At 34.8% G+C, this 16347-nt stretch carries 18 protein-coding genes; all 18 read right to left on the reverse strand.

The window, feature by feature from the left end; genetic code table 11:
• Positions 1-9: 9 nt before the first annotated feature.
• Entirely contained in the window at positions 10-1788 is a 1779-nt protein-coding gene (locus CRJ00_RS00135) for a polysaccharide biosynthesis protein (protein ID WP_257213639.1), read from the reverse strand.
• 354 nt (positions 1789-2142) lie between these two features.
• On the reverse strand, positions 2143-2697 hold the full coding sequence (locus tag CRJ00_RS00140) for a hypothetical protein (protein WP_180268383.1): 555 nt from the start codon (positions 2695-2697) through the stop codon (positions 2143-2145).
• A 42-nt stretch (positions 2698-2739) separates the two neighbouring features.
• Entirely contained in the window at positions 2740-3105 is a 366-nt protein-coding gene (locus CRJ00_RS00145; protein ID WP_099364915.1) for a hypothetical protein, read from the reverse strand.
• A 525-nt stretch (positions 3106-3630) separates the two neighbouring features.
• Complete coding sequence (tnpC, locus tag CRJ00_RS00155; RefSeq protein WP_099364917.1) at positions 3631-5145, reverse strand: IS66 family transposase; 1515 nt, start codon at positions 5143-5145, stop codon at positions 3631-3633.
• A 19-nt stretch (positions 5146-5164) separates the two neighbouring features.
• Complete coding sequence (gene tnpB / locus CRJ00_RS00160) at positions 5165-5344, reverse strand: IS66 family insertion sequence element accessory protein TnpB (protein WP_099364918.1); 180 nt, start codon at positions 5342-5344, stop codon at positions 5165-5167.
• A gap of 4 nt (positions 5345-5348) precedes the next feature.
• The gene (gene tnpA, locus CRJ00_RS00165; protein WP_257213640.1) at positions 5349-5633 is read right to left on the reverse strand and encodes an IS66 family insertion sequence element accessory protein TnpA; all 285 of its coding nucleotides are present in this window, start codon (positions 5631-5633) and stop codon (positions 5349-5351) included.
• Positions 5634-5774: 141 nt separating this feature from the next.
• On the reverse strand, positions 5775-8150 hold the full coding sequence (locus CRJ00_RS00170) for a GumC family protein (protein ID WP_257213641.1): 2376 nt from the start codon (positions 8148-8150) through the stop codon (positions 5775-5777).
• A gap of 43 nt (positions 8151-8193) precedes the next feature.
• Positions 8194-8961 (reverse strand): polysaccharide biosynthesis/export family protein, encoded by a 768-nt coding sequence (locus CRJ00_RS00175; RefSeq protein ID WP_099364920.1) that lies wholly within the window; start codon positions 8959-8961, stop codon positions 8194-8196.
• Between the two features lie 219 nt (positions 8962-9180).
• Complete coding sequence (locus CRJ00_RS00180) at positions 9181-9606, reverse strand: WxcM-like domain-containing protein (protein WP_099364921.1); 426 nt, start codon at positions 9604-9606, stop codon at positions 9181-9183.
• Between the two features lie 30 nt (positions 9607-9636).
• Complete coding sequence (locus CRJ00_RS19265) at positions 9637-10143, reverse strand: DegT/DnrJ/EryC1/StrS family aminotransferase (RefSeq protein ID WP_306473090.1); 507 nt, start codon at positions 10141-10143, stop codon at positions 9637-9639.
• A gap of 16 nt (positions 10144-10159) precedes the next feature.
• Positions 10160-10819, reverse strand: coding sequence for a DegT/DnrJ/EryC1/StrS family aminotransferase (locus tag CRJ00_RS19270; protein ID WP_306473091.1), 660 nt, complete (start codon positions 10817-10819; stop codon positions 10160-10162).
• Entirely contained in the window at positions 10776-11420 is a 645-nt protein-coding gene (locus CRJ00_RS00190; RefSeq protein ID WP_099364922.1) for an acetyltransferase, read from the reverse strand. Before CRJ00_RS00190 ends, CRJ00_RS19270 begins: the two co-directional genes overlap by 44 nt.
• Positions 11398-12129 carry an SDR family NAD(P)-dependent oxidoreductase gene (locus CRJ00_RS00195; RefSeq protein WP_180268384.1) on the reverse strand — a complete coding sequence of 244 codons (732 nt, stop codon included), beginning with the start codon at positions 12127-12129 and terminating at the stop codon, positions 11398-11400. Before CRJ00_RS00195 ends, CRJ00_RS00190 begins: the two co-directional genes overlap by 23 nt.
• 12 nt (positions 12130-12141) lie before the next feature.
• A complete protein-coding gene (locus tag CRJ00_RS00200) occupies positions 12142-12372 on the reverse strand; it encodes an acyl carrier protein (RefSeq protein WP_099364924.1) in 231 nt (76 codons plus the stop codon).
• Positions 12373-12382: 10 nt separating this feature from the next.
• Complete coding sequence (locus CRJ00_RS00205) at positions 12383-13393, reverse strand: ketoacyl-ACP synthase III (protein WP_099364925.1); 1011 nt, start codon at positions 13391-13393, stop codon at positions 12383-12385.
• A 4-nt stretch (positions 13394-13397) separates the two neighbouring features.
• Positions 13398-14003, reverse strand: a complete 606-nt coding sequence (locus tag CRJ00_RS00210; RefSeq protein ID WP_099364926.1) for a sugar transferase — start codon at positions 14001-14003, stop codon at positions 13398-13400.
• A gap of 2 nt (positions 14004-14005) precedes the next feature.
• Positions 14006-15205: a glycosyltransferase family 4 protein gene (locus CRJ00_RS00215; RefSeq protein ID WP_099364927.1), complete on the reverse strand. Its 1200-nt coding sequence runs from the start codon at positions 15203-15205 to the stop codon at positions 14006-14008.
• Positions 15206-15207: 2 nt separating this feature from the next.
• Positions 15208-16347 (reverse strand): non-hydrolyzing UDP-N-acetylglucosamine 2-epimerase, encoded by a 1140-nt coding sequence (gene wecB / locus CRJ00_RS00220; RefSeq protein ID WP_099364928.1) that lies wholly within the window; start codon positions 16345-16347, stop codon positions 15208-15210.

Genomic DNA, 16347 nt, shown 5'->3' on the forward strand with positions numbered 1-16347 from the left:
AGTTAAAAACTATGCAATTTCTTTTTTATCCAGTTTTGCGAATATGGAGTTCTTGGAAATGTATTCTGGAACGATTTCCTTCAATAGCTCGACCAATAACATCGGGTTATGGTCTCCACTCTGTTTCACCACGATACCACATAGGTGTTCAATCTTCGACTGTTTCATCTCCAGATCATCAGTATTTACTCTTGCAATCATGATCTTTTCATGGTGTGTTTTGGTCGTATTCTCATTATCAGCAAGCAATTCTTCGTAAATCTTCTCGCCTGGACGCAAACCTGTAACTTCGATACCGATATCCTCTGGATAATTGAATCCTTTCAATCGGATCATACGGATAGCCAGATCCATGATCTTAACTGGTTGCCCCATATCGAACACATAGATCTCCCCACCTTTACCCATCACGGCCGCTTCCTGTACCAATTGACAGGCTTCAGGGATGGTCATGAAGTACCGCGTAATATCCTGATGGGTCACGGTCAATGGACCGCCCTTTTTCAATTGCTTCTCGAACAATGGAATAACGGAACCATTGGAACCCAACACATTTCCAAATCGAGTGACTATGAAATTGGTTTTGCTGCGTCTGCTCAATCCTGATACATAGATCTCGGCAACACGTTTGGTTGCTCCCATTACGTTGGTCGGATTCACCGCCTTATCGGTTGAAACCATCACGAATTTTTCAACGCCGTATTTATCGGCCATATCGGCCAAGTTTTTAGAACCCCATACGTTGGTCAAGATTGATTCGTACGGATTCTGCTCCATCAACGGTACATGCTTATAGGCTGCTGCATGGAATACGATCTGCGGACGGAACTGCTCAAAAACAGTGTCCATGAACTGTCTGTCTCTTACGTTTCCTACAATAAATAACACGTCCTTATGGCAATTGCCTTTCAGTTCTTGTTGAATATCATAGAGCGCTGATTCCGCCTGATCAATAACGATCAGTTTATCAAAATCGGTAAATCCGATCTGACGGACTAATTCTGATCCGATGGAACCTGCACCACCGGTAACCAGGATGATCTTTTCGCGGAACATCTCGTGGATGACAGGGTTTTCCAGTTTAATGGCTTCCCGTCCTAAAAGATCATCGATCTTCAAGGTCCGTAATTGTCGGGTGGCTACTTTTCCGCTCAACATTTTGGCGGAGGTAGGCATGATCTTCAATTTTACCGGAAGGGGTTCTATCAATGAAGATATACGGGATAACCTGTCTTTATTATTATCATCCAATGCAATGATGATGCTGTCGATCTTCAATCCACGCACATATTCTGCATTGAGTTCCTTTTGGTCTAATATTTTATAGCCATTGATCAACTTTCCAATACGGCTCGGGTTATCATCGGCAAAGGCCACTACTTTAACTTTCTTTCTTACATCGTTCCGTAGGAGGTTCAAAGTAGTTGTTCCCATATTACCGGCGCCAAAGATTAATACGCGTTCCACCTGTCTTCCACCGAAAAAGAACATCTCGTAAATGTTTTTGTAGAGTACGCGCGCAGCTACCAAACAAACGGTGGTAAAGAAAGCGTGGGTAAATAAAACGGCATAGGAAAGCCTAAAATATTGACCTATGCTATCATTGTCGGTGTAATTAGGACGAATAAACGCAGCGATCAACATCAAAACAAACCATGCCACTGCTACCGCCTTAAATATAGACCAAGCATCTCGAAATCCGGTTTGACGGATGATACCTCTATAGGTTTTGAAATATAGGAAGGAGAAGTAATACACAATGGTGACTATAATGGATTTTTTTACCATTAATTCGATGGAAAATTTGCCACTAAAACTCGTTATTACAAAATTTGACAGGTAATAACAAAATACTACCATCAATATATCAATCATCAAAATAACCCATCGAGGGCTATCCTTTCGGAAATATTTATTATAACCTGTTAAATTCATTCTATTCTAATTCGAGCTTATTAATATTATAGCAAACGTGCGGAACCAAGTTTAGTTTCAGGAATGTTTATAATAAACATGCAAAGTTGATGCCATTAACCATTTTATTTGTTTTATGCTTTTAATTAGTATGATATGGTTAATATCTCTAAACAGGTAAATGCCCGAACAAAAATACAATAAAATATGCCTAAGCATATAGTAAACTTAATTTACAGAAAAAATTAATATGAAATTAACAACATGATTATACCTATTCAATAAAAATCCTTTTCTGCAAACGGTTGCAGCATCAACATTTGCTAAGCATCGTAAAAAACCAATTGGAACATTATTAACAATTCCTTCAACGATGTCGTTCATCCTTCGGAACAATTCGCTATGCCAGCGAATACCGGTGCAGCTGGGGAGCAACGCTAAGAAAGCTTTCATCTCCTCTAACCGTTCAAAACCATTTTCCTTAAACTGATGCAAACGAACAATACCGGCCAGTTCCACTTTCATCGACTTATAACAGGCGGTCTTTCCACTCCAAGGAGTTCCGTAAATAAAACATTTACCATCAGGATTGATACGGATGGCTGGATTATCATCATTGAGCAATTCGGCATTTGGAAATGCTTTCAACCATAAGCTGCTATGTGTACTCTTACCGGTTCCGCTTTTTCCCAAAAAAGCATACGCCTTTCCTTCTAGGGCAACCAAAGAGGCATGGATTAATATCACGCCTTCCCAGATCGCACTTTGCCCATATAGCATCATCAAGAACCAGGAAATTAGGCTAGATATTCTCGGCCACGGCTCTTACTGCATAAAGATCTTTGCCTGTCGGAAATCCTTGCTACATTGCATATACCAATAATGGTTTTGATCCTTTATATAAATACTTGCCAGATAGCTATTTCCCATTTCATAAAACCTAAAATCATCGCCCCAAATAATAGATTCGGTAAGAAGTTTGCCTGTCAAGCTCTTCGATCCAACTCCCAATTCCAATTCTACAGCGCGATAGTCGAAGCTTATTTCTACTGAGCATGAGGCTTTATCTTTTGGTTCATCCACCTGAAAATCCTCGAAACTCGTTAAAAATTCCTGAATTGGAAATAATGAGGGCGAGCTGATTTCCATGACCAGACCCCCAATCTGATAATATGTTTTTTCTGTCGTCATCAGTTATTCAATCGCTTATTTATGGGCTTCATGAGCAATCTTTTCAATAAGGGGTCAACATCGTCCAGAATAAAATGACCATATCTCGAAAGAGGGGTCAGCTTGCTCCAGAATAAATTGTCCAAACCCTTATTTGAGGGGTCAATATCCGCCAGAATGCCATGCTTTAACAGCCTCTAAATGCAGATGGTGATTTCTTTTTTGTCCAGATTGCTGGGGTCAGCTTACTCCAGAATATCCAATTACTTCTCCTTCTTATTATTGATCGTGACATTCTTTCTTTTATTGAATATAGTCACTCAGATTTCTGAAAGTTATGCTTGGCTGGGACATGCTAAAAACTGGTTATTTACAATTGGGATTATCTATTCCATTATTTATTTCTTTATTGTGCATAAAAGATTTTATGACACGAAAAAAAGGACAAGTATTTGGATCGGTTTTATGGTCATGGTTATTAACTCCATAACGTTTACCTTGTTATTGCTGGGGCTTTCGTATCCTCCCTATGAACTACATATTTGATTATCCGATAATTCGTTTATAGTTCTGTGGGTACAGGTCCTTCAGGTTTTTGTGGTTTATGGACATGATATTTTCCAAGGCATATTTCAGCCACTGAAACGGGTTCACATCATGCTTTTTGCAGCTGGCAAAGAAGGAATAGATCATTGCCGATCTTTGTGCTGCTTCATGGCTGCCCGCAAAGAGATAGTTCTTTCGACCCAGCGCAACTGGACGGATGGCATTCTCCACAAGGTTATTGTCGATCTGTAGGTTTCCATCGTATAGATAAGCTGATAACGCATCCCAACGTGCGTAGGCATAGGCCATGGCCTTTCCGATCTGGCTTTTGGGCAAGGTGTTTTTTATCTCTTCAAAGATCCATTTGCCCATTTCGTTGATGACCGGCAGCGATTCTTCCAATCGCACTTCCTTTATCCGATCAGCGGACAGTTGTTCTTCTTTTGCCCCGCGCTCTACTTTATAGAGATCCTGTATCATCAGTAGTGCCTTTTCAGCTCTCGGACGATCATTGTCCAGTGCCTTTTCAAACTCACGGCGTGCGTGTGCCCAACAGGCCAGGTGGGTAATCTCTTTTTTCTTGCCATACTTTTCATATACGGCATAGCCGTCCGTCTGAAGATAGCCTTTGAAAGTGCCCAGTATGGGCAAGGGAGCACTGCTGCCCCGGGTAGGACTATAATCAAAAAGTACAGTCCCATCCAATGGAGCGTGGTATGCCCAATAATAACCCTGATGGGCAGCGCCTTTTTTATCGCTGTCCAATACTTTTATAGGTGTTTCATCTACCTGTAGATATCCTTTTGCTTTTGTGTCGAAGACCAGTTGGTCGTAGAGCGGCTGGAGTTTGATCAGGGCTTCCTTTGTCCATCCCTCTATCGTTGAAGAAGCGATCTGTATGTTCTCCCGGGCGAAGATCTGCTTCTGGCGGTATAGCGGGAGATGATCGACATATTTATTTGTTAAGATCATCGCTAGCAGACCGGCTCCAGGAATGCCTTTATCAATGACACGCTCAGGGAGCTCGCCGATCTTAACGCCATCTCTGTTTTTAGCGGCATACTTATAGCGGATATAGCGGTTGATGTAGAACTTTGCAGGCTCACATTCCAGTTCCTCGGTGATCTCTTTGCCGATGCACACCATTTCAGACAGGTCACCCTCAGGGTGGATATGCTTTTCTATTACCGGCAAATGTTCGGGAAGCTTTGCACGCCCTTTGTGGTTTGGACGTTTACGGATATACTCGATCTTCTGCTTGGCTTCTTCCTGTTGCTGCTCTACTTCTGCGGGTTCTGCCTCAAATGGAAGTTCGGTCTGGTTGGGGTCGCCTTCGAAGCGCTCGCGCTTCTGGCCGAACTGCATCCGCTTGTACATGGCAAGCTGGGATTCCAGATATTCGATTTTTTCATCTTTAGAAGAGGAGTCTTTGGAAAGTGATTTTATCTTTTCATCACGGCTGGAAATGACCTTCAGAAGGTCTTCTTTCGAGAGGTTTTCCAGCGCTGTTTCCATACCTTAAAGATACGGATTTTCATGCATTCCTGCAATCAGAAAAGCTGTTTTTGTGGTTCAGGAAAACGAACACCTCGCCACTGGTCGGCTGACGTTGCATCACCGAAACAACCAAGCCACAAAGCCCATCAAAACTTTTACGCATATCGCAATGACCGTCGTAAAGATAGAAACGGTGAGATGATCCTAATGAAAACATGGTATTACAATCGGAGAAGCTGCGATATCAGAGAAAGATCGCGCGGTACTTTCAGCCTCACCCCCGTAGGGTAGATAATCTCTATTTGTTCCCCTTTCACAGCTGATCCGAAGGGCATCTCAATAAAACCTCTGCTACCGGTTCCCTGTTCCTTGGACTTGGCGACCCAGTAACCCAAGGTCGCAACGTTGATCCCGTGCAATAGGCCAAATGCTTTTTGGGTCAATCCGCTCGCTTTCCAATCCTCAACCATGGAAAACATCTTTTCTCTTTTTTCTTCTGTGCTCATGAAACAAAGATCGGCCTCGTAATCAGACTAAACAATATGTACTTGGTAGGCCGGATACGTCTAAATAAAGAAAAGCCTAATTAAAAATGCCCAGGTAATTTAATATCTGGGCATTTATTTTTTAATTGTAGTCTTTAAAATTTACTGTGATTTCTTTTTATTTTTCTTAAAGAGCTTTTTGAATTCTTTTTTCAATTTTGCTCTCAAAGATACAGCATCAGAATCAATATAACCATATCCATATCCATAACCATAACCATAACCATATCCTCTAGCAAAGTCAACGTCGTTAATTAGAACTGCCATATTTTTCAATTTACCATCTTCGTAAAGTTCTTTAGGAACATTTAATAAGCGTTTATCGAGATAATTTGCACGAGCTACATAAATGGTTAAATCTGCATTATCTGCAATTAACAAAGTATCAGTAACTAAACTAACTGGCGCAGTATCGACAATAACATAATCATAATTTTTACGTCCATAATCGATCACATCATTAAAATGTCCATTCATTAAGAGCTCTGCAGGGTTTGGCGCTATATATCCGGAATAAATAATATCGAAATTATATGGCGCAGGTTTCTTTATAAGAATATTTTCCACAGCCATATCGGGATTAATCAAATATTGTGTAATTCCAATATTCGTATGCTGCAAATGCGATAATCCTAAATAATCAAGAACTTTTGGCGAACGAATATCAGCTCCAATCAAAAGGACTCGTTTACCAGACATTGCCAATATTCTAGAGAGATTTGTAGACACAAAAGATTTACCTTCCCCGGAAGTGGTTGAAGTAACATAAATTACCGCAGAGTCCTTTTTAGCACCTAACATAAAACTTATGTTAGTTCTTAATATACGGAATGCTTCAGCAAGTGATGATCGATCATTATCTTTTACAATTGGATCTTCAGAACTAGGAACTTCACCTAATACTGGTGCATTAAATTTCTCCTCGATATCTTTACGTGAATGAATTTTATTATCCAATAAAAATTTAACATACAAAATAGTAAATGGCAACAATAAACCTACAATAAATGCGCCTAATAAATAAATCATTTTTTTTGGAGCTACAGGAACATCTGAACCATAAGCTGAATCTATTACCTTCAAAATATCAGGTCGCGCAGCCGCTTTTATTTCATTCTCTTCCCGTTTTTGCAAAAGGAATAAATAAATTGATTCTACTATTTGCTGCTGCCTTGAAATATCTTTAAATCCAAGTTCTTGCCTTGGAACAGCTGAAATACGCCCCTTTAGATTATTCATTTTCGCTAATGAATTATTTAATGATAAGCGTAATACAGATTCATAATTACTAAGAGAGGTCATTAAATTTTTATTCAAAGACCGTATGTTTTCGGTTAAGTTCTTTACTACAGGATTATCAGATGTAGAACTCTTTAACAGATCATTCCTTTCTAATACAAGTTTATTATATTCAATTAGCGTTTTTTCTATTGATTGATCTTGCAATCCTATATTGGTTGGTAATAATTGCAAATCCGAGTTATTACTAACTGATTCTTTCATAAAATCAGCTAATTCAACTTGAGTTCTTTTCTCTAAAACTTCCTTATCTGCTTCACTAAGGGTCTTTAAATTTAATTCCGCTTCCGCCATTAGGTCGGTAAGGTTATTATTCGATTTAAAATCACGAACTTTCTCATCGGCCGAATCCAAATCCTTTGAAATAAGTTCTAGTCTAGATGATATAAATTTTGAAGTTGCAGATGTAACTTTATTTTTATCCTCTGAAACATCTATATTATATTGATCAATAAGGCTATTTATAATAATTTCAGATTTTTCTTTTATTGGCCCTGCTAACGAAAATGAAATTACATATGATTGCTTTTCGGAACTTGGAGAAATTTGTATATCATTTTTAAAATCATCGATAGTTTTATCGAGAGATTGTAAGGTTAATCGAATTGTTTGACCAATAGATTTATTAAAGTTAACATTTGGAGTAATTAATAATTGTCCAAAATTTGTTTGTACAATTTTGCCAAATTGCAACTTTTCTTCTTCAATTCCATTTTTTTCTACAAGAGAATAATTTGAATCATCTAGAATCCTGACTGTAAAAGTTCCCGTTTTTAAGTTTTTTATTTGTGAAACAATTACTTTTATTGGCGATTGTGATTCTAAAACTTCACTTTCTTTAATATTACCCTTAAGAAAATATGAATTTTGAAAATTATGTTGCTCTATTACTTTACGTAAAATTCTACGCGATTTTAGAACTTCCATCTGATCTGTAACGAATGCTGAATGACTAGGACCAGCAGTAAAGCTCGATAATTCAGCTAATCCGGATAATTCCCCACCTGCCTTATCCTCCTTTTCTAATAAAATTTTTGCATCAACCCTATATTGAGGAGTAGCATATCGTAAATAAATGAAGGCTACTAAAAGTGAAAGAATTATTGAAACAAGAAACCATTTCCAATAATAAGCATATTGTTCAACCAATTGCTTCAGATTTATCTCCTGTTCTTCCATAATTGTATTATTATAAGAATTGTTGGTAGGTTGGTGCATGAGCTTATTTGCTATTAGTTACAATTAATGCTGTTATGGTAATGATTAGGGAGGTTATGGATATCCATACATTGGTATCTTGACCATACCGAGTATTTCGAACCTGAGAGTTGTTGGGCTCTACATATATAACATCGTTTTGAGCTAGATAATAATAAGGAGAATTTAAAATTGAATCCGTTAATAAGTTTAACCTTTCCATCTTTTTCTCCCCATTGTGTTCTCTAATCAAAAGAATATTCTCGCGCTTACCTTTTAAAGTAAGGTCACCTGCAAGACCTAATGCCTCTAATATTGTTATTCTTTCTTGTGTTAATGTATAACTTCCTGGCCTATTTACCTCTCCCAATACTGTTATTTTAAAATTTGAAAATGTCAGATTTACTCCAGGATCATTAATATATTGTTTTAAATTATTTCGCAGCAATTCAGTAGCCTCTAACCTACTCAACCCTCCTACTTTAATTTTACCCAGTACAGGAAAATCTATTTCTCCATTATTATCAACTAAGTAAGTAGGTTTAAACGCCATATCAGTAGCATTTCCTGCTGTCGCTTGATAAACGTTTTGTTGATTAAATGGAACAGTAGCCTTTACATCAGGTGCCGAAATTGTAATAGTCAGTAGATCCTGTTGTTGAATTTTTGGCGCGTAATTGTCTGCCATATTCTCCAATTGGATTTGTGATGGCTGTAAATAAACTATCTCTTTGCGCGAGGCACATGAGGCCAAAAATAAAATCAAAACAAATGCTAAATAAATTTTTTTCATCGAGACAATTTTATAGGCTGTTGGCAAAAATTAATCCAATTTTACCTAAATGAATACAAAAGTAATATAAATAATTCTATATATAATGATTATTGAATATAAGAGCTTTTAAAAAGAAAAATTTCTTTTTCTTTCGGGAGTCTATTCATTCCTAAAGGGAAGTATATAAAAAAATCATCAAAAAAATAAATCTCTATCCCCATCAAAATTTAATTTGAATCAACTCCTTAAATTAGAAAAATAATCCTGAGCCCATAAATAATTATCATTGGGAGCATTTTCTATTCCAAAATCTGCAAAAACCATAAGTTCTGAACCTTCTTCCATGGCCTGAAACGCTGTAGCATAACCTTTAGGAACATGGATAATCTGCATATCCTGGGATCTTATAATTTTTTTTTCTATTGGTAAATCTGAAGAAGGTTTATTCCAATCATCAATTTTAATAATATTTAATATGAAAGATCCCGTTAATACATAAAACCAACGTTGTTCAACTCGATGACCTCGCCAACCTCTTATCAATTCAATGTCAGAATTTTTAATAATATAAAAACGCTTAACCAAAGACATATCAAAATCGTTAACAAAACGTATATTACCTCTAAAATCTTTAGCTTCTCCTCCTTTAATTATCTCTATCATAAAATCATTAATGCTTAAAAAATTTAATATTTATCTACCAAATAGATGACTTATTGCAGTAAATATTCTTTCTCTATCTTGATTTGACAAGTTTGATCCAGATGGTAAGCACAGTCCCTTATTAAATAAATTTTCCGCAATATTTTCTCCAAAATAAGGTACATTCGAAAATATAGGTTGCATATGCATTGGTTTCCATAGAGGTCTTGATTCAATATTTTCATTTAATAAAGCTAAATGCAAATCATGCCTACTAATATCGGTAATTGTTGGTTCAATAGTAATTGCTGATAACCAATGGTTAGAAAAAAAATCTGAATTAGGTTCTGATAAGACTCTAATTCCTGGAATTTCTTCGAACAAATCCGAATAAAAATCATGCATTAATCTGCGAGCTTCAACACGAGAATTTAATACCTCCATCTGTCCACGACCTATGCCTGCAGAAATATTTGACATACGATAATTGTATCCAATGTGTGAGTGTTGATAATGAAGCGCGTTATCTCGAGCTTGGGTGGACAGGAATACTGTCATATCTTTGTCTTCTTGATTATGGCATACCAATGCCCCCCCCTCCAGAAGTAGTTATTATTTTATTACCATTAAAGGAAAGGATCCCAAATTTACCAAAGGTCCCACATTTTTTACCATTATAACTAGAGCCAAGCGCTTCTGCAGCATCCTCTATAACTGGAATATCAAATTCATTCGCAACCTCCAATATTTCATTCATTTTTGCTGGCATTCCATAAAGATGTACAACAATAATTGCCTTTGGTTTTTTACCATTTGCAATTCGACTTTTTATTGCTTCTTTTAAGACAAATGGACATAAATTCCATGTATCTTCTTCAGAATCAATAAATACAGGTATAGCTCCTTGATAAACAATAGGATTTGCTGATGCAGAAAAAGTCATTGATTGACAAATTACCTCATCACCATGGCTTACACCACATTGAATTAAAGCTAAATGAAGAGCAGCAGTTCCTGCAGATAAAGCTGCAACTTTAACATCCTCATCTAAAAAATTAATTAAGTCTTGCTCGAACCCATTCACATTTGGGCCTAAAGGAGCGATCCAATTTTCATCAAATGCTTCCTGAATATAATCTATTTCTTTCCCCCCCATATGAGGAGAGGATAACCAAATTTTATCATTCATATCAAAATATTTTTTTTGCTGGGTTACCAAAATATGTTCCCCCATTTTTTATTGATTTCAAAACAACACTACCTGCACCTATTCTCGTATTGGATGCAATTTTAACTCCGGGTAAAATAGTTGCGCCAGTACCAATGAATACATTATTGCCAATTTCTACTCCACCGCCTAAATCTACCTTAGGCATAATACTTACATAATCACCAATTTTAGCATCATGTCCAATTTGAGTTCCCAAATTAATAAAACAGCCATTTCCAATTTTTACATCACAAGAAACAATTACTTTTGGGAATAATATCGAACCTATCCCATATTCTGATCTTAAACCTATTATTACCGATTCATTTAAATATGAAGATATTTTTATTTTATCTGAAGAATTAAGTCTTTCAAAGATAATCTGTTTAAAATTACAATCCATGATTCCAATTAAAACAGAACCAGAAATACGAGGATCACTTAGGTCTCCAAGTACTTTTTTGGAAATATTGTAATTATCTAATGCTAATTGGTTATCATCCCAAAAACCATTTATTTTAATATTACTTTTATTGTCTAACGCAATCCACGAATCTATTTCTCTTGCTAATCCACCTGCTCCAATAATAGTAGTATTTATTTTATTGAGTTGAATATCCTCCATCAATTTTAATATTTTGTCCTGTCATCCAAATTGATTTTTTTGAAAGTAAATACATTAATATTCCTACAACATCTGATGGACTTCCGATTCCAACAGGATGCATTAGTTTTATTCTTTCAACATTACTTTCATCAAGTTGATCAAATAATTTTTGTGTCAAAGGCGTATTCACTATTCCTGGCAAAACAGCATTTACTCTAATTAGTCGTTTAGAAAGTTCTAACGCTAGCGATTTTACCACTCCTAAGAGTGCAGCTTTTGAAGAGCAATAACCAACTTTACCTGCTTGCCCTAACTCACCCATCACTGAAGAAACTAAAATAAAACTAGCAGCATCCTCAGAATGTTTCTTTTTAGATATAAATCGCAATAGTTCAATCGCTGAAAAAACGTTTATTTGAAAAATTTGTAAAATTTTCTCAGGTGTATAAAGTGAAATGGGAATTGTTTCTTCAATTCCTGCACAATGTACAAATCCTGAAAATTTAACGTCTTTAAAATTCTTTTTAAATAACTCCTCAATTCTATCTATTTGAGCTAAATCAAAATTTATAAAATTAAAGTTTTTATGCCCAATTAATAGATCTTGTATTTTTGAATCATCTCTCCCAATTCCAAACAATTCTACATTTGAATCTAATAATAATTCTTGCGCTAATGCTTTTCCAATACCAGATGTTACTCCGGTTACGAGTATAGTTTTTTTCACAATTGAATTCTTTTACAAGAACTTTTCTGCTCCTATCTTATTAATTAATGACTGAACTGTGGTAATTTCTTCAATATCTTTAGCAGATAGAGTCATATCAAATTCGTTAGAAACTACACCTATTAGCATCATTGCAACCATAGAATCCCATTCTTCTAATTCTTTTAAATTAGTAGATTCAGAAATAGGAGTTTCTAATTCAAGTTCTTCAACCAACAATTCTAAAAATTTTTCTGTTTTCATGATTTTTTTATTAAATATTTTTATTTATATTAATTAATCCACCTGCCCAGGATAATCCCACACCAAAGCCAACCACAATTACTTTTTTGTCTTCCTCATCTAGCAACTTTCTTCCAAGTTTTTTTAATGCAATTGGGATTGTATTTGAGACAGTATTTCCAGAATCTTCTAAGTCTATATAGAATTTTTCCTTTTCAATTTTTATCCTTTTCCTAAGAAATTCTAACATAAATGCATTTGCTTGATGAAGTACCATAAAATCAATTTCACTTTTTGGAATGCTATTTTTTAATAGGACTTCATTAGTAAAGTTGGGGATATTTTCGGCTGTAAAATTAAAAATTTCTGGACCATTCATATACAAATGATTGTCTGTATAAACATTATCTGAGCCATAAGATAATAAGCTTGGAGAAAATTCCAGCTTATTTTTCCCAGCCCCATTTTTAATAATTAGCTTATCAGCTCCACTTCCATCTGTTCCGAATAAAAAATCTCCTATTTTATTGGCGCTTGAAGTCGAGATTAATGTTGCAGTCGCTCCATCCCCAAAAATTGCTAAATTTGATTTATCTTGTGGATGTATATATTTAGAATAAGTTTCAGAAGTTACTAGTAAAACGTTCTTACTTTGTCCGCTCTCTATTAAGGCTTTAGCTAAACTTAAACCATAAACATATCCAGAACATCCTAAATTATAATCGAAAGCCCCAACATTTTTATTAAGACCTAATTTATTCTGAAGTATGCAAGCAGTAGTTGGTAAAAAATATTCTGGACTTTGAGTACAATATATTAAATAATCAATCTCACTCTTATTAAACCTTTTAAATAATTTTTCACATGCATCAATAGCTAAATCCAATGCAGTTTGTCCTCCATTCGCCCAATATCTATTTTTTATTCCGACCTTTTCTTCAAATTTTTCAAAATCATAATCTGGAAATTTATCAGATAAATCCTTATTAGTGATTTTATTAGACGGTAATATATATTCAATACCTAATATTTGTGCTCCCATATTTTTAATTTTTTCCGTTAAACGCCTCCATTGTTGCTTGACCTTCTTGAGATATGCCCTCTCTTACAAACACTTTTTTAATAGTTAAAAAAAATATCTTAATATCTAACCAGAATGAGACATTTTCTACATACCAAATATCTAACTCAAATTTTCGTTTCCAAGATATAGCATTTCTTCCATTTATTTGTGCCCAACCAGTAATTCCTGGTCTAACCTCATGTCTTCGTTTTTGATTTTTATTATACAAATTTAAATACTCTGGTAATAAAGGTCGAGGGCCAATAATAGACATATCTCCTTTTAACACATTAATTAATTGAGGTATTTCATCTATTGATGTTTTTCGAACAATAGATCCAATTATTGTTAACCTTTCAGAATCTGGCAACAAATTTCCATTCATATCTTTTTTATCATTCATAGTTTTAAATTTAACGATTCGAAAGATACGTTCATTTAACCCTGGCCTTGATTGAAAGAAAAAAGGTTTGCCATCATTTGCAAAATATAAACCAATTGTTACTACAATAAAGACAGGTAGCAAAATTATAAATCCAATTAACGAAATTAAAAAATCTATTAACCGTTTTAAATATTCTTTATACATAATTAATACCTCATTCTATTCATGATAATATTATATGACCTGTTTACCGTATAATTTTTTAATAATAAATCCCGACCATTAATACCCATATTTTTTAGATCTAATTTTAAAAGGCTGTTTAACTTTTCAATCATATCTTCTAGATTCCCTGCTCTTACTGATAGACCACTATTATATTCTTCAAGAATCCTACCAATATCCGTATTCACATCCGTAGCCGCTAATACTGGCAATCCCATTTCAAGATATGATAATAATCGTGATGGGAAATTTGGAATTAAAAAATTGGAATCTAAAAAAATCAGTCCAACATCACAAGCTGCCAATAATTTATCATAATCTTCCTTTGACAATCGCTGCATTAAAATTGCATTATTTGGCAAATAAACTCTAAACCAATCTCTTATTCGCTGATATTCTGTGCCATCTCCTATTATTAAAAAAAAGATTTCATCACTATTAAAATTATGAATTGTTTCTAATAGAAAATCTAACCCTTGTCGTTTTCCCAAGTTTCCACCATAAACAAGAACTTTTTTATTTAATGGGATATCATATTTATTTCTAATTGCTGCTTTATCCTCAAATGAATAATTAAATGATATCGGATAAATTGAATTTGGATTCTCTTCTACTTTTGCAGGATCAACTTCAGGATTATTAGATATAATATACTGTATGTTAGCTGGTGACATACATCCTATTGTATCGGAAATTTGATAAAGTTTTTTTTCCTTTTTTAGAAATTGACGATGTATAAAACCTCCTTGTTTTATCAGCTTCATATCCACAGCATTTTGGGGAAAAATATCCTTTAACAATAGATAGGTTTGTGAATTATCTCTTTTTTTAATGTATTCAATAACTTTTGCAAAGGTAATTGGTGGTGTAGAATACAATATTAAATCGAATTTAATATTTTTAAGATATTTTTTGATTGCATACAAATATTGATACTCAATAGCCAAAGTTCCTAGACCTTTTTCAATTTTATTGGTTTTTTGAATATTAAAGGTTTTTACTTGAAGTATGGAAACCCCTTCTTTTTTCTCAAAATTCGTTAAGACATGTTTTCTTCGTTCGACAGGAGTAACTAAAAAAACAGAATGTCCTTCATTACGGAATTTACGTAGTAGATCTTGATATATACCACGATCTTCAATAGAATTGATCTCAGCTAATGTTAAGAATAAAATATTCATCTTTAAATTTCTTCAGACCAAACTGTTCTCTTGATATAATCAGTATAAGAAATAATAATTCTGACAATCTTCTCTGAAACATTAGGCATAGAGTAATCCGCTACAAGTCGAAAATTTCTATTCTCACCAGATTTTTGATTTAAAACCTGGACTAAGCCTTGAATAATTCGTTCTGGAGATAGTCCAACCATCATGACAGAAGCTTCTTCCATAGCCTCAGGACGTTCATGCGCTTCCCGAATATTAAGTGCACGAAAATTAAGAATGGATGATTCTTCTGAAATAGTTCCTGAATCTGATAAAACAGCATATGATCTTTTTTGCAAGGCATTATAATCATGAAAACCAAGAGGCTTGAGAAATTGTATTTGCGGTCGCATTTCAATTTTCATCTTATCAATCATATTCTTTGTACGGGGATGAGTAGATACTATTACTGGAAGATTATATTTCTCCGCTATAGCGTTTAAAGAAGCCATTAAACTACGGAAGTTTTTTTCATTATTAATATTTTCTTCACGATGAGATGAAATCACAAAATATTGATTGTCTTCAAGATTAAGCTTTTTTAATATTTCAGATGAATCAATTTGTGGCAAATAGTGTGACAATACTTCAAACATTGGAGATCCAGTTTTTATAATTCGATCTGAAGCCAGTCCTTCGCGCAAAAGGTATTCCCGAGCTATATCTGAATATGTCAAGTTAATATCAGCTATATGATCTACAATCTTACGATTTGTTTCTTCAGGAACTCTTTGGTCAAAACATCTATTACCAGCTTCCATATGAAAAATTGGAATATGCCGCTTTTTTGCAGGTATTGCGCATAAACATGAATTAGTGTCGCCTAATACCAAAAATGCATCAGGCTTCAACTGATCCAATAAAGGGTCTATTTTTATCAGTATATTTCCGATGGTTTCCGTGGCAGTTTTCCCAGCTGCTTCAAGAAAATAATCTGGCTTCCGCAAACCAAGATCATCAAAGAAAATTTGATTTAATTCAAAATCATAATTTTGACCAGTGTGGACAATTATATGTTCAACTGCTTCAGAATAATCCAAAGCTGAAATTACACGAGATAATCTAATAATTTCCGGACGTGTGCCAACGACCGTTATTACTTTTAATTTTTTCAT

This window comes from Sphingobacterium sp. 1.A.4 (assembly GCF_002734245.1).
In the GTDB taxonomy this organism is placed as follows: domain Bacteria; phylum Bacteroidota; class Bacteroidia; order Sphingobacteriales; family Sphingobacteriaceae; genus Sphingobacterium; species Sphingobacterium tenebrionis.

Bases quoted from the DNA above. Each gene is read 5' to 3' on its own strand.
- CRJ00_RS00180 (WP_099364921.1), bottom strand. From the start codon at position 9,606: ATGATAGAGATAATTAAAGGAGGAGAAGCTAAAGATTTTAGAGGTAAT.
- CRJ00_RS00175 (WP_099364920.1), bottom strand. From the start codon at position 8,961: ATGAAAAAAATTTATTTAGCATTTGTTTTGATTTTATTTTTGGCCTCA.
- CRJ00_RS00210 (WP_099364926.1), bottom strand. From the start codon at position 14,003: ATGTATAAAGAATATTTAAAACGGTTAATAGATTTTTTAATTTCGTTA.
- CRJ00_RS00145 (WP_099364915.1), bottom strand. From the start codon at position 3,105: ATGACGACAGAAAAAACATATTATCAGATTGGGGGTCTGGTCATGGAA.
- CRJ00_RS00140 (WP_180268383.1), bottom strand. From the start codon at position 2,697: ATGATGCTATATGGGCAAAGTGCGATCTGGGAAGGCGTGATATTAATC.
- CRJ00_RS19270 (WP_306473091.1), bottom strand. From the start codon at position 10,819: ATGGGGGAACATATTTTGGTAACCCAGCAAAAAAAATATTTTGATATG.
- CRJ00_RS00170 (WP_257213641.1), bottom strand. From the start codon at position 8,150: ATGGAAGAACAGGAGATAAATCTGAAGCAATTGGTTGAACAATATGCT.
- CRJ00_RS00190 (WP_099364922.1), bottom strand. From the start codon at position 11,420: ATGGAGGATATTCAACTCAATAAAATAAATACTACTATTATTGGAGCA.
- CRJ00_RS00215 (WP_099364927.1), bottom strand. From the start codon at position 15,205: ATGAATATTTTATTCTTAACATTAGCTGAGATCAATTCTATTGAAGAT.
- CRJ00_RS00200 (WP_099364924.1), bottom strand. From the start codon at position 12,372: ATGAAAACAGAAAAATTTTTAGAATTGTTGGTTGAAGAACTTGAATTA.
- tnpB (WP_099364918.1), bottom strand. From the start codon at position 5,344: ATGTTTTCATTAGGATCATCTCACCGTTTCTATCTTTACGACGGTCAT.
- CRJ00_RS00135 (WP_257213639.1), bottom strand. From the start codon at position 1,788: ATGGTAAAAAAATCCATTATAGTCACCATTGTGTATTACTTCTCCTTC.
- CRJ00_RS00205 (WP_099364925.1), bottom strand. From the start codon at position 13,393: ATGGGAGCACAAATATTAGGTATTGAATATATATTACCGTCTAATAAA.
- CRJ00_RS19265 (WP_306473090.1), bottom strand. From the start codon at position 10,143: ATGACAGTATTCCTGTCCACCCAAGCTCGAGATAACGCGCTTCATTAT.
- tnpA (WP_257213640.1), bottom strand. From the start codon at position 5,633: ATGAGCACAGAAGAAAAAAGAGAAAAGATGTTTTCCATGGTTGAGGAT.
- wecB (WP_099364928.1), bottom strand. From the start codon at position 16,347: ATGAAAAAATTAAAAGTAATAACGGTCGTTGGCACACGTCCGGAAATT.
- tnpC (WP_099364917.1), bottom strand. From the start codon at position 5,145: ATGGAAACAGCGCTGGAAAACCTCTCGAAAGAAGACCTTCTGAAGGTC.